Annotated in this window: 10 protein-coding genes; all 10 read right to left on the bottom strand. The window is 40.8% G+C overall.

The genetic code is table 11. From position 1 onward, the window contains the following. Positions 1-152 precede the first annotated feature (152 nt). On the bottom strand, positions 153-1847 hold the full coding sequence (locus tag I8748_RS04115) for a GMC oxidoreductase (protein ID WP_198123395.1): 1695 nt from the start codon (positions 1845-1847) through the stop codon (positions 153-155). A gap of 8 nt (positions 1848-1855) precedes the next feature. Beyond that, on the bottom strand, positions 1856-3178 hold the full coding sequence (locus I8748_RS04110) for an NAD-dependent epimerase/dehydratase family protein (RefSeq protein WP_198123394.1): 1323 nt from the start codon (positions 3176-3178) through the stop codon (positions 1856-1858). Between the two features lie 775 nt (positions 3179-3953). Next, complete coding sequence (locus tag I8748_RS04105; RefSeq protein WP_096553471.1) at positions 3954-4175, bottom strand: DUF4327 family protein; 222 nt, start codon at positions 4173-4175, stop codon at positions 3954-3956. A 697-nt stretch (positions 4176-4872) separates the two neighbouring features. Continuing rightward, the gene (locus I8748_RS04100) at positions 4873-6948 is read right to left on the bottom strand and encodes a serine/threonine-protein kinase (protein ID WP_198123393.1); all 2076 of its coding nucleotides are present in this window, start codon (positions 6946-6948) and stop codon (positions 4873-4875) included. A 753-nt stretch (positions 6949-7701) separates the two neighbouring features. Continuing rightward, positions 7702-8751: a serine/threonine-protein kinase gene (locus tag I8748_RS04095; protein ID WP_198123392.1), complete on the bottom strand. Its 1050-nt coding sequence runs from the start codon at positions 8749-8751 to the stop codon at positions 7702-7704. A 507-nt stretch (positions 8752-9258) separates the two neighbouring features. After that, positions 9259-11493, bottom strand: coding sequence for a glycoside hydrolase (locus tag I8748_RS04090; RefSeq protein ID WP_198123391.1), 2235 nt, complete (start codon positions 11491-11493; stop codon positions 9259-9261). Positions 11494-11565: 72 nt separating this feature from the next. After that, positions 11566-11796: a NifU family protein gene (locus tag I8748_RS04085; RefSeq protein WP_198123390.1), complete on the bottom strand. Its 231-nt coding sequence runs from the start codon at positions 11794-11796 to the stop codon at positions 11566-11568. Positions 11797-12053: 257 nt separating this feature from the next. Next, the gene (locus I8748_RS04080; RefSeq protein ID WP_198123389.1) at positions 12054-13814 is read right to left on the bottom strand and encodes a sensor histidine kinase; all 1761 of its coding nucleotides are present in this window, start codon (positions 13812-13814) and stop codon (positions 12054-12056) included. A gap of 176 nt (positions 13815-13990) precedes the next feature. Beyond that, positions 13991-14227, bottom strand: coding sequence for a hypothetical protein (locus I8748_RS04075; protein ID WP_198123388.1), 237 nt, complete (start codon positions 14225-14227; stop codon positions 13991-13993). A gap of 368 nt (positions 14228-14595) precedes the next feature. Next, complete coding sequence (locus tag I8748_RS04070; protein ID WP_198123468.1) at positions 14596-14733, bottom strand: hypothetical protein; 138 nt, start codon at positions 14731-14733, stop codon at positions 14596-14598. Positions 14734-14746 lie beyond the last annotated feature (13 nt).

Below are 14746 nucleotides of genomic sequence, written 5' to 3'. Positions count from 1 at the left end.
GCAAGGTGGGACTATAGGAGGGTCGAATTAAGCTCAATTTTATAGAGAAATAGTATAATGCCCCGTGCTAACAGCAATACCACTATTTACAAGACAAATATGAGTATCACTTGAAGAAGAAGAAACAAGATTTGACGAAGATTTTCGCTATACTATTTGTACAAATTTACAGCCAAATAGCTGCAATTTTTAGATAAATATGATGCCAGACGATGAGCTAAAGCCATAATTGTCAATGTATAGTTCTTTTCAGATATTTCAGGTATGACACTACCATCGCAAATGTAAAGATTTTCGTGGTCGAACGACCTTAAATTTTTATCCACAACTCCCTCATAACTATTTTTTGCCATGCGACACGTACCAGCATAGTGAATTGAGTTTCCTGGCTGTGATGTGTATGTAAAAATTAAAGTTCCTGAGCATTTGTGTAGGATCTGCTTACCGTATAGAATCATACTTTGCTGCATACGTCGATCATTTTCTGTCATTTCATAATAAACATCAATTTTGGGAATTCCATAAATATCTTGCTCTTGGCTGGGGACAACGCGGTTTGATTTCTTAACATCAGGTTTCCCTTGAAAAAGTAGTACAGCATAGCTGTTAAACAGTAATTTTGCTAGCCACTTTTTACTCCATCCTGGGAAATTATCAAATCCATCTAGGTAGTAAGGGCGTTTAGGGTAGGCATTATGATATTGCGCCATATACCCACCACGAAAGTCTTGATTGTCGAACAAAAATCGAGGTATTAATATGTTGTCTCCAAAGCCAACATCGTATTTTTCACGCCTATGAACCAACTTCAGTAAAGAGGTACCTACGTTGGCTTTAATATTATCTTGTAGGTAACATCCTAAAGTTTTGGAACTATTTGCATATCCTTGTGGGTAAAAATCATCCTTGGAATTAAATAGTATTCGTGGTGTCTCAAGAGCGCCAGCCGCCAGGATAAAAATCTTAGCCTCAACTTGGAACTTATTGTGTGTTTTGGTGTCTATACATTCGACAGCATCAATTTGGTTGGAATCTTTTTTTCTGTGCAAACGTATGACTTTACAGTTAGATATAATTTGGTAATTACTTAGGCTAATTATTCGTGGTAATAAATGACTAGAAAACTTATAAATACTTCCAGAACTACAGCCATAATAACAACCACCACAACTTTGACAGTGATGGGCGAATTCTGAACGTGTTTCGACCGCTTTCCGATTGGGAATAGCTTTAATATTTACTCCACTGATTTTCTTTACTCCTTCCATGATAATTTTGTCAGCAGGACGAAGTGGTTTGGCTGGAATAAATTCTCCATCAGGTAAACTATCGAGACCTTCTTTAGTACCACAAACACCTATTAATCTTTCAACTGCTGTGTAGTGACTTTCAATATCTGCATAGCTAATTGGCCAGTTTGAATCAGAATCTCCGTAATCTTGACCACGAAAATCTCTTTCTGAATATCTTAGGCAAACACCATTCCATAGATTCTGCTTGCCATTAAGTCGAAAAATCTGATGGTTATGAAAAACTGCTGCGGAACGGGATGAAGTCGATAATATGTCATTTTTAGCATAGAGCTGGTTTGCTTGAAAATTGTCATAGTGAAATGATTCTGATTGTTGTAAAGGCCAAGGCATATCGGCAGCAATTCCGAAATTATGCTCATGTTGAGGATTTAATTGGTTTGAGAAGTAGTTGTTATCAATTGTGTCTCCTTGCTCTAAGGAAAGTACTGAAAAATTATTTATAGCTAATGTATGTGCTAATATGCCTCCTGCTGCACCAGTACCGACAATGCAAATGTCCCATTTTTTGCCCAAAAAATTATTATCTAGACTCATATCCACACTCATAATACTTCTGTAAGAAAATCATCTGACGCAAAATAGATATATTCAAAAAGCTTGTTAAGAGTTTTCTGGTACTTTTTAAAGTTAGCTTGATTCAACTGAAATTTAACTTTTTTGGAGTTAAAGCTGCTATTGGATAATAAATCTAGCAACAGGTTATTTAAATAACAGTTAGATTCACAAATTTTATAAATTTCAGGAACTCTTGGTAGGAGAAAATCCGAGAACGCATGACACATTGCCATCTCTCGGAGATAAGCGATCGCTTCGATATTACTATTATTCATGGCTTCTAAAAATAGCATATCTTCAGATATCAGACCTTGGCGGTCAAAGTATTTAATTGTATCTAAAAGAGTCGTTGCAATTGGAGTTATATTATAGCCAAGATCACTGATGCTTTTTTGAGATTCACCATAATAATAAAGGCAAGAAGATTTAACAAAATCTGGATGATATGAGGTTTTCAATATATTGGGAAACAGCCAAGATAATTTATCAAGCAGCAACGACAATGAATAGGCTATGCTAACAGGTAACTGCCTAGGACTGCTGAAGCTAGTTATCATCACCATGAGACGATAAATTTCTGCCATGCTGAGATTATGTCCAGCAACAATATAGTGGCCACTATGTCTACGAGTAAGTGCTGCAACATGAGCTTTTGCAACATCCCGTACATCGCAAAATGAATGTCCTCCATTTACATAAAATGGGAAATTCTTCTGACAGAACCTCAAAACCAGGCCTGATGTAGTAATCTTTGAACAGCTAAAAGCCCCCGGCCCCAACATAAAACCTGGATTGAGTATTACAATGTTATGATTTTTTCTGGCGTAGTCGAGTACTATTTGTTCACACTCAATTTTCGCCCAATCATAAGGACTCAAATAACTTTTACTAACATGACTGCGGTCAGAGATTTCAGAAAAGATTAACGGGGTCTTGCTACCTGCAATAGCAGACATAGAAGAGGTATACACTACACGCACATCTTGATGATTATCGAGGGCTGTAAAAAATTTCTTGGTAATTTTAACATTACCTCGAAAATATTCTGAAATAGCTAAACCAGGTTTCCAGTTACATCCTGCTGCAAAGATGATTGCATCCATCCCCTCCAAACATTTCTGGATATATTGATAGTCTTCTAGGTCTCCTTCATAATAGGTTATTTTATGGCTAAAGCTATCTGTAGAATATTTAGGCTTAGTTCTTAGAGCTGCATAAACATTAAAATTGTTGTTTACCAATTGCTGAATAATATGTTCACCAAGAAAACCTCCCGCGCCAAAAACAATCACCTTTGGATATCCATTCATATAACCTCTTGGCAATTTTACAATTCAATAACTATTTATTTTTTAGTCTAAAAATCACCTTAAATTAATAACTGCAATATCAATCATATTTTGTATACTTTTATTTTTATATTTATGTTATTTTTCCATCTAACAGTATGGATTGACATGATTTATAGCATAACATAACCTTTTTGATGCTCAATTACAACTGATATGCAACAGGTTTATAGCAATTCATGATTTCTTAATTTGCACATTTTAGAACCGTTATACAGTAAGGCTTTAAAAAATATCATAAAATGTGCTTTTTTCATATTTTGCTACAGCGTTAATCAATCGCGCCTGTGAGTGCCTTCCATATCACACCTACCAGGTTAAACACTGAATACGTATATTATTTAACGTTATAAAAACAACATTCAAAATATATTTACTAAAAATAAAGTTATTTTGGACACTCAATAAAGGTAAAAATGCTTGAGCATCTCAATGAATACATTTATAAATAATGATAATAATTTCATGAAAAATGATTGATATTCTTATTGCTATAGCACTCGATTTAATCAATCCTAAATATCTAAAAAACTGGTTTACAAACTGCTGTTACTGTAGGACATAAACCTGCAATTTGCTGTATTTAAAAATATTTGATACTAAAATGCCAAAAAATCAAATTTCACAAGTTATTGCTTAAAACCCTCGAATTTTTCGAGGGTTTTATATTTTGCTTTTATTTTTAATTTTTATTAAATGGGATGCTATTGAGAAAAAGTAATTTCTACTGGTAGCTTCAATCTTCTTCCCAGGTTTCACAACCCAATAGGTCAATAACCCTATCTCTGAGCAAAAATTCGTTTTTTTCTAGTTCTAGCTCAAAACACACCCAGTCACGATTGGGAATATATTTACAGAGTGTATAAATTGGTTGCTGACGGTTCACAAGTCCCTTTTTAACTAGTTGGCGTACTTCGTCCTTGATAACTTCAATGTCATATTTAACAGCAGTATCCATATCTCGTTCCTTCGTTTTTGATCGAGGAATTAAAAGCCAAAGCGTTATTGTTTTGGCTTTATCTTAAACTTATCAAAAAAATTGGAGGAAATTGTGAAGAATCAAGACGTTTTAGTTTATTTAGGCTAGCTATTTTTTCAGCCTTTAGATAGACTCAATACAGTAAAATTTATGCATTTTTCAAAAAAATCTAATTTATTTAACAAATAGACTTTTGGAGGTCGGGAATTGGGAATTGGGAATTGGTGAGCCAGCGCGGTGAGGCAGTACGGTCTTGGGGTCTCCCCAAGTGGAGTAACTGCCGTTCCCCGAAGGGATTCTCGAAGAGTACCCGTAAGGGTCTTGGGGGAGAACCCCCAAGACCCACTCCCTTTCGGTCGTGGGGGCCCCGAGTCCCCCATGAGCGACTGGCGATCTCAAGAGCGTTAGCGACGTTCGCGTAGCGTCTCCCCTTGGGAGAAGGAGCGTCACCCGAAGGGGAATTGGTGATTGGTAAACTGTATTTTTTTTACCTATTACCTATTACCTATTACCAGGCAAACCGACTATATCCTAAGTAATTAGCCGAACTTGATATTATTTGAGGATTTGAGACAAAAAGTATAGATGGTTCGCCAAGAATCTTAGCAAACCGCTATGTATAGCTATAAACTGATTAAGGAAAATTAATTACATCTAGAGTTGCCTTTGTGTAATATTATTGACCAGACAAACGCCAAATCTTGATTGTATTATCTTCGCTACCACTAACGAGGGTCTTACCATCGGAACTGAAAGCAACAGATGTCACAGTATCGGCATGACCTACGAGTGTGCGAATTTCTTCTCCTGTAGAGAGATTCCACAGTTTGATAGTGCGATCGCGGCTAGCAGTGGCGAGGGTCTTACCATTTGGACTAAAGGCTATGGATGTGACGGTGTTGGCGTGACCTACAAGTGTGCGAATTTCCTCTCCTGTTGCTAAATTCCAGAGTTTGATGGTGCGATCACGGCTAGCACTGGCAAGAATCATACCATCGGGACTAAAAGCAATGGATGTGATAGTGTTGGCGTTCCCGCTAAATGTACGGATTGCTTTTCCCTTGGCTAAGTCCCAAATTTTAATCGTCTTGTCAAAACTGCCGCTAGCCAGGGTACGACCATCAGGGCTAATGGCAACTGACCGTACCCAAAATGTGTGCCCTATCAATGTCCGCATTAACCGTCCTGTTGCTAAATTCCACACTTTAATAGTGTTGTCATCACTACCACTTACCAGAGTTTTACCATCTGGGCTGATGGCTAGCGCTTGAATTGAGTCAGAATGCCCCTCCAGCGTGCGGATTTCCTTTGCTGTTGCCAGATTCCACAGTTTGATAGTTTTGTCATCGCTGCCGCTTACCAAAGTTGTACCATCGGGGGTGATAGCTACGACATTTACCTTTTGAGAATGTCCCTCCAGTGTGCGGATTTCCTCTCCTGTGGCTGCATTCCACAATTTGATTGTGCGTAGACCTTCTTGGGGTGGCTTCTCTAAGGGGTCGCGATCGCCACTGCTAGCAATGGTAGTACCATCTGGGCTGATAGCGATGGATACAACCGATTTTTCATGACCTTGAATAGTGTTAGCTAAGGCAATGGTATTATTTAAGGTCATATTTTGCGGCTGAACCAATGCTTCACTCTTGTCTGAATTATTGTGATATTGATTCAGCCTAGACAATAAAATCGTCTGTACACGGCGATATTGCTGATACCAAGATCCGCCGAATCCAAACAACAGTAAGACAGCACTTACCAAGACTATATTTCTCAATAGTGCAGATTTAGCTGGTAATAATGGTGTCTGAGTGACTGGTAGTTTTCCAGAAGATTGACCAGCGGGTGGTAGGGCGAGTGGTTGTTTTGGAGTCAATTGTGCAATCACTTCATCGGCTGATTGATAGCGTTGCTGAATATCTTTTTGTAACAGTTTATCGAGAATCAAATCCAATTCAGGATTCAATGGACTCCGCAAATATTCCCGCCAATTATTCACCCAACCGTAGCCATATTCCATCCACAATTGAAACGGGGAAGTTCCAGTTAATAGGTGAAAGCAAGTCGCGCCCAAAGCGAACAAATCACTTGCTGGACAAGCCTTACCATCTCTAATTTGTTCGAGGGGTGAATAGCCATGTGAACCAATGGATGTGCCAATTTTCTTCTGTACTTTTGCAGTTAACTGCTTAGAGGAACCAAAATCTATCAAACTTAATCGTCCATCTTTGCGATTGCGGATAATATTTTCTGGTTTAATGTCTCGGTGAATCACTCCGCGATCGTGAATAAACTGAAGCACAGGTAGTAAATCGAGCAAAATTGCTTGAATTTCTCCAGGTCTATAAGCTTTGCGTTGCTGTAACTCTTTTAACAAGTTTTCCCCATTAATAAACTGTTGCACTAAATACAAACAGTTGTCTTGCCGAAAATAAGCTAACAGAGTTGGTATTTGTGGATGTTCTCCGAGTTCTTGCAGTCGCTTTGCTTCTTCAGCAAACAAATCCATCGCTTTCTTCTGTGACCAAGTTCCTTGGAATTTCGGCGCTAGTTGTTTGATGACACAACGTTCATTGAGTTTATCTGTATCTTCTGATAGATAAGTTCTGCCAAATCCCCCCTCATCAGAAAGCACTTGAATGACGCGGAAGCGATTTCTCAACAGTTGCACCAAGGGGGTGCTACAAGTTTGGCACAACTTCTTTCCATTGGGATTTAGGGGATTTGGGCAATCGGGATTTAAGCAGCAGATCATAATCTGACAGACGCGACTGCACGACAAAATATGCTAAGTTTACCCCAACATTTTCCCTGATATAATTAGCTCTCGCTTGATGTTGGTAGAAAGCACTGGTGTTGAAAATTGGGGAGTTACTTATAGAATCAATGCTGGTAAATGCTAGAGTGACCATAACAAAAAAATTATCTCATTTGAACTTATTGATTGTTGACTACCAGCAACGAACAATTATTATGAGATATTTTTTATTTGTCAGTCCCTAGTCAGTTTTCCTGAATCCAGAAAACTACGAGAGCTTTGAAACGACTTATTTCATTGATTATATATTATTTTAAATTAACTGTCTTTTAATTTTTTAAATTCGGGTAGATTTTCTTGTTTTGTCAAGAATAAAAAAATACATCTTCACCAGTAAAAAATGTTATTTCCTAATTAATAATATTATTTAAATAGTGACTTAAAATACTTACTTTGTGTCTTTGTGTCTTAGTGGTAAAAAATATTGAACCACCCTACCCTTCGGGAACGCTCTTCGAGCGAACGGGTTCGGCAGTCCCCCAGACGCTCGTTCGCCTTTGGCGTCTCCCTTTGGGAGAAGACACAGCTTAGCTGCGCTAACGACGCAGGGCGCCCTTACGGGTTCGGCAGTTGCTCCACTTGGGGTTTCCCCAAGTGGAGCAACTGCCGAACCAAGACGGGGGCTGCCTCACAAAAGACACCAAGGCACAAAGGTTTTCATTGGTGCTAGTGTAGGCAGTTGATGATGTGCTACTTATTGTCTTGGAGTTTGGCTTTGCGTGCGCGAATAGCGATCGCTGTTCTTGCTAAGGGTGGCATATATGTCTGAGGAGTTTCTGCTTTGGAAAGAGAATTACTCGTCAGTGGTTGGGTAGCTAAACAGTTACTCAAAGATGGTGAATAGTTTGGAGTACCCAAAGCTTTAATCACATCCTCAACGGTATGAAAGCGTTCTTTTAAAGAGATTTTCAGCATTTTTGCCAAAATTCGAGCAAAACTATCGCTGACATCTACCTGTTTGTGCCAACATATTTCACCGGTGTAATGATCATGTGCAAATTCTGAAGGTGCTTTACCAGTCAGCAGATAAAGACAAGTCACCCCCACAGCATAAATATCACTGGCATAAACTGGACGTAGAGAAATCTGTTCTGGAGGTGCAAAGCCGATTGTTCCTACAAAGTTGGTAGTTGTAGGTTTACTCAGTGAGTTTTCACAAGCGTCAGCTAATTTCTCTTTCACTGCACCAAAATCTATCAGCACTAACCGTCCGTCATCTTGACACCGCAATAGATTTTGGGGTTTAATATCCCGATGAATCACATGATTTTGATGAATATACTGCAAAATTGGCAGTAATTCCTGCAAAAACTGTTTAACAGCAGCTTCACTCTTGGGGCCGTTTTGCCTGACTTCTTGGGATAAAGTATTACCCTTGATGTATTCTTGAACTAAATAAAATTCTCCATTGCCTTGAAAGTAGTCTAGCAGCAGGGGAATTTGGGAATGGCTACCGAGTTGAGCCAAAGTTTTTGCTTCTTTCTCAAAACGCTGGCATATACTTGGCCAAGTTTTGGGATTAGTCACCTTGGGAGAAAGCTGTTTAATGACACACAGGGGATTTCCGGGTAATACAGCATTTCTCGCTAAAAAAGTGATGCCAAAACCACCTCTGCCTAAAATTCGCAATATTTGATAGCGATCGCGAAATAGCTGCTTGGAACCACACATTTGTGCCAGTTGATTGTGTTCTAAATTGTACTCGCGTAAATTAGTGATTTTTTTAGGAAAGCCATTCATCAGTCAAGCGCAGCACTATATATTGTCCTCAATTTAACAATAAATATTCTCCAACGCCAGTAGGATTACTGCATTTTGCCAAATCCTGACCTTTGCAAAGAAAAGCTCAAGGACGAAGTATAAAGTCTGAAACTAATTACATCAAATTTTACATGAACACCTGCTATAAACGTATTTTTACTTAGAAAACATTTATAAATTGCCCCTACAGAGCGCGTAGTTTTGCGTAATACCAAGTTGCATTCAAAGATGTGTTGACTGATGACTGATAACTGTTATCTGTCATCAGTCATCAGGAGCCAGCGCCGTGGTGTTAGCGTTAGCGCAGCGTTAGCGAGTCTTCTCCTGTCGGAGACGCTACGCGAACGAGCGTCGGCAGTGCGGTCTTGGGGGTTCTCCCCCAATCCCCACTCCCTTTCGGTCGTGGGGGCCCCGAGTCCCCCATGAGCAACTGCCGCGCATGGTTTCCCGACTTGAGGCGACTGGCGTTCATCAGTCATCAGTTATCTAAGGTACTTCTATGGGAATCAAAGTGTTTTCCGGCAAATAGTTGCGAAAACGCCCTTCATCAGAGAGAATCAAAATTAAACGTAGGGGATAATCTGGTGGAACTTGCAAATCTGCCCACGGCACCGCTATTTCCAAACAACTGTTTAAAGCTACTTGAGCGCGGCTAAAACGTGAATGCCATTGATAACTGTCGCCAGCTTCTCGAAATTGCAACGATTGTGTCAGCAAATTAATCTCCAGATGATGGTGGAATAAATAATTAACTGGCGCTGTATCGGGCACATCTGCTAGTGGAACTGGGCTGTTGTGCATTGTTTTATTGGGATAAAACCACAGCAAATTTAACTCTGGGGGCAAATCTTTTCCTGGCGCAACGCCGCTTTTAAAATCCACTCGCAAATAGAAATTGAGGTGGTCTACCCCATACCAAAGTCGCTGGATGACACTGCTGTTGTGCATCGTCCCCCGCGCCCCGCCAATTTCTAGGCGTCCGGCTTTGTCCCAATCTTGCTCATCACCTTTACCATCAATCACAGGATGAATAAATCCTTGGGGTGTATGGTCGGCTCGTGCTTCGTGAACCTCCACTTCTTGCCTGAGATAGGATGGTATAGGTTCATTTAAAGCTTTGTAAATGCCAAACAGATGTTCCCGAAATAACTGATCAAAGATGGCATCTTGATTTGAGGAATGACCTTCACCAAACCACCAGAACCAGTCGGAACCTTCTGCGGCGTATAAAGCTTCCCAAGCAGCTGGGTTGTTTTCTTCCGTGGCTTCAGGATGATTTGCCAGGGTGATCCTAGCTTGTGTCAGGTAGTCCCAAGCACGATTTTTGGCAGGGTCGCCAATCCAGGTAGTGAAGCTACCATCCACCCAAGACCCGCTGTGCAGTTGTCCTCCGGGGATGGTGGCTGTGGCTGGAAATTTTTCAAGAAATTCGGAGACGGTGACGAGTTCTAGGTGGGGTTCGTTGCTTAAGCTTTGATACAAAGCTTCTAGGAAAGGTTTGCCGTCTTGGGGATAAAATTCCCAGCAATTCTCGCCATCTAAAGCGATGGTAACTAACCAAGGTTGTTCACTTTGGCGTTCTCTTTGCATTTTCGCGATCGCTTGCAGGTGTCCTACTAAGTCTGCTGCTGCCTGTTTTGGCGGCATTGACCCATAGGTAAAGCCAATCAAATCAGATAATCTGTGGTCACGAAATACAATTGCCAAATCACCCGCTGGTGTTTCCAGGCGGTACGGTCGATATAGTAATTCTGGCTCTTGGACGTTTCCCGCCCCATCCCGGTGGAAGAAGTGTTTTAGCGTCCACCCCAAGACGGCTTCATCTGAGCAAATCCATTTAAATCCTTGTTTAATAATATACGGTAATATCTCAGGGCTGACTGACTGTTCTGAAGGCCACATTCCCCGCGGCTCTTGCCCAAAGCGGTCTATATATAAATCCCAAGCTTTCCGCAAGTGGCGGGGAATGTCTTCTGCCCACTGGAATCGGTACTTAGGTAACGTCATATTCGGCACAGCTACCCGACCAGAGTTAGTATCAGCTAGCAAAGGCAAAATCGGGTGGGTATAGGGAGTGGTTGTAACTTCCAACTGCCCTGCTGCTTGCATTTTGCGGTGTTGGGGGATGATGCGGCTGAGGATTTGGCGCTGTTTAGAATAAATCCGCTGGCGATCGCTTAAAGTAAAATTTCGACCCTGTTTTATCCAAGCACCAATTTCTGGGTCATCCCAAAATAGAGGGTCGATCCACGCCAGATTGTGCCAAGCCAGTAAATCACTGTAATCTGACAATTGCCAATTTGCTAAACACCAAGATTGCCCTTTTTCCTGCCTTTGCTGATACAACTCGGCATAGCGGGGATGAGGATCAATCAAGGTGTGGTGATTAGCATCAAAAAAGTGTTGGATAATAAATTCCCGTTGTTGTTGAGTTAATTGTTCAACGGGTGTCAAACTAGCTGTAAGATAAGGGTCAAAAGCAGTACCAGCAATATAATCTTCTATTTGCAATATCAAGGACGGTACCAAATTCACCGTTTGGTGTAACTTGGGATACCGTTCCAGAATTAATATTAAATCCAAATAATCCTTAGTGCCATGCAATCGCACCCAAGGCAGGCGGTAATGCTGGCTAGAAGAAAGCGAAACGCCGCTGTCAGGAGATTTGTACAGCGGCTGATGTTGATGCCAGATGAAGGCGACGTAGAGTGGATGGGACATAGTTATAGTGAGGAGCGATGAGTTATGAGTTATGAGTTATAAGTTAACTCATAAACTCCTAACTCCTAAGTTTTAGATTACTTGCTCAACTTCTCCAATTTCAGGAATCATTTCCTTCAGGCGGCGTTCAATGCCCATTCTCAGGGTCATAGTGGAACTAGGGCAAGAACCACAGGCACCTTGCAACCGTAGTTTGACTATAGGCCCATCAAGTTCTACAACTTCCACATTGCCGCCATCAGACATGAGATAAGGGCGCATTTCATCTAAGACTGTTTCGACGTTTTCAAGTGTCAGTTCCATTGTTTGAGACCTCTTGCGACTGAAAAAACTTTATATTCAATAGCTTGTTAACTCAATCCTAGATCTAATTGCTGCTAGATTGTGTTCTGTGCCAAGTTTACGAGCGTGAGGTCATGTGTTGATGACTCATGAATAGTTTAGTCTACCCAGCAGGGGAGATGGGGAGGTGGGGAGATAGGGGGATGAGGGGATGAGGGGATGACGGAGAAATAACTCATCACTCATAACTCATAACTCATAACTTCTAACTTTGCACCTCACCACTCACCACTGCTTGATGAGTCGCTGTCAAAAGATAAAAGCATTACTGGTTGTTGATACAAAGGTACTGTGAATGTGACTGTTGAACCAAGTCCTTCACCGAGACTGTAAAAATGCACTTCACCACCCATTGCTTCTACTAGCTTCTGGGATATTGCCAGTCCTAAACCTGTACCGCCGTATTGCCGAGTGCGAGAGCCATCTACCTGAGAGAATAATTGAAAGAGTTTATCTTGTTTGTCTAAGGAAACGCCGATACCAGTGTCTGCTACTCTAACTCTCACCATCCCTGGAAATTGCTGGTCTTGGAATTTCGCTTTTTTCAGTACTAAATCAGCGCTGATGGTGATGCCGCCTTCTTGGGTAAATTTGATGGCATTGTTCACCAAGTTGAGCATCACTTGTAGCAGCCTTTGGTAATTGCCTTGGACAATGATTTCATCGCAGGTGTGAGGCAATTGCATCCGGAAGCTGAGGTTTTTCATCTCTGCTTGGGGACGCATAAAATTTTCTACATCACCAAATAGCTCATCTAGCTTGACTGGAGCGCAAGTTAGCTCCATTTTACCTGCTTCGATTTTGGCTATGTCTAAGATATCGTTGATGATGTTCAGCAGGTGTATTGATAACTGGTGAGCTTCCTGCAAAAATTGATTTTGTTCTTCTGGGTCATCTGCCATACCCTCTAATATCAGCTTCAAAAATCCGATCATGCCGTTAAGAGGCGTGCGAATTTCATGGGATACATTAGCCAAAAATTCGCTCTTTAAGCGTGAGGCTTCTTCGGCTTTTTGACGTGCTGCTTCTAATTCTTTGTATAAAGTAGCATGAGCGATCGCAGTTCCCAACTGATCTGCGACTTCTTTTGCTAGCTCACGTTCTGTATCTGTCAACGGGCAGCATTCATCCCGCAAACTGATGGCAATTAATCCATTTGCTTGGTCTTGATAGCATGTTGCTACTACTAAAACTTTCTGCCGCTGAGATAGAGTATATTCTGACACCTCCATCACAACTGGTTCTAGCGTTGCTAATGCCTGAGCAAAGGCTGGCTCAGAAGCTATATCTATTTCTAAGCCAAGCATTGAACTGCGTTCTGGCTGATGATACTCTGCTATCACCCGCACTCTTGAGCTAGAAGGCTGGTAGGGACAAATAATACAACGTTCTAGCCGCAGCGCTTTCCCCAAACTGTCTACTGTTTGTTGCCAAATAATATCTAAATCTAATGTCCGCCGAATATTTCTGGTAATCAGATTTACCAGTTTATGATGTTGCTGTGAACGCAAAGCCAGCTCTATCTGTGTAGGTGGTTTTGATGCCACATTCACTTGTTGTTTGTTGACTTTTGCTTGCAATAGCCGCCCCATAACTAAAACTGTAGTAGCCGCAGTTCCCAATTGCGGCATGATCGGGCAAATCACCAACTCCAACTCGAATAATTCTTTGTGGTAGCTAAACCAACACTGAAACTTTTCTGGCACTAAATTGGTTAGAATTCGGCGCAATTGTTCCAAGTAGGCAAGTTGATCTACAGGGGCAAAAATTTGATTTTCATCCCCTTGATTGACTATTTCCTCAGGATTTAACCCTAACAGTTCGCTTTGCTGCCAATAAAAGGTCAGATAGCGCCCTGCCCCATCTTGGGTGTATACCAGCTCGGCTCCTAGAGTTGGTAATGAACTATCGGTCTTGTTGATATATTCCAGATTTTGGGGAAATAAGTTTGGCAATTGAGAATTGGCAGTAATAGTCATTAATCGAGTTGGATAGATAGATAGCAACTCAAAACAGTTTTTCTAAAGCTGCTCAAATTTTGGCATAAAATGTTACAGCTTTGGCAGACCTACATTGGGTATTTTGGCTGATTTAGAATCCAGATAGACAAACTTTACATTTATTTTATTTTTTTTTTACAGCTTATTTATTGCTGTCAATCATTCCATTCACCCCTAGGTGGAATAGGTGTACGGTGGGGGGTGCGTGTCAGTTCGTCATCTCTGGGAACATCACCTCGTAACCATTGACGGATCGCTACCTCAATCACTTTGCTGGGGTCATTGGTCAAATGTTGAATTTGCTCCACTAACTCCGAATCTAGGCGGACAGCGATTTCTACCTTTTCGGTTCGTCTTTGATCCGCATTGGTAGCTTTCTCTTTCATATTCATAGGTTTATATACTCAGAGGTTGCTTTGTCAAAAGCTTTGTAAAGTAGTTCTATTCATGGTTCGGGTTTGTTTACTGACAAGTTTTAAAGGTCACAGTTACATAGTTCCCCGAAATCCGACCAAAATAACAGAGTCAGGTTTTAATTTTTAATTTTCATAGAACTCACTCTTTCAATAGCTTTTGGAAGTTTTGTCAGTAAATCAGTAGTTATGGGCAATTACGGGGTGTAACTACCCACGATGTTTAACTATGTACTTACATATATATTTATTGTACGCTCCTGCTTGAGCAATACCATCAGGTAAAAATAGACTTTATATTTTTATTAAAAGGCAGGAGGCAGGAGGCAGAAGTTAGGAGTTAGGAGTTAGGAGTTAAGAGTTATTTCTCCCTCATGCCCTTCATCCCCTATTTCCCAATGCCCCATGCCCCATTCCCCATGCCCAATTCCCAATTCCCAATTCCCTAATAGCAGCATCTTGGCTAATAAAGCATTAAAATACATTAAGTAATTTGCT

This window comes from Amazonocrinis nigriterrae CENA67 (genome assembly GCF_016056305.1).
GTDB classification, from domain to species: domain Bacteria; phylum Cyanobacteriota; class Cyanobacteriia; order Cyanobacteriales; family Nostocaceae; genus Amazonocrinis; species Amazonocrinis nigriterrae.
Note: the sequence above shows the minus strand (reverse complement) of the source record. Positions and strands in the feature narration are given on the sequence as shown.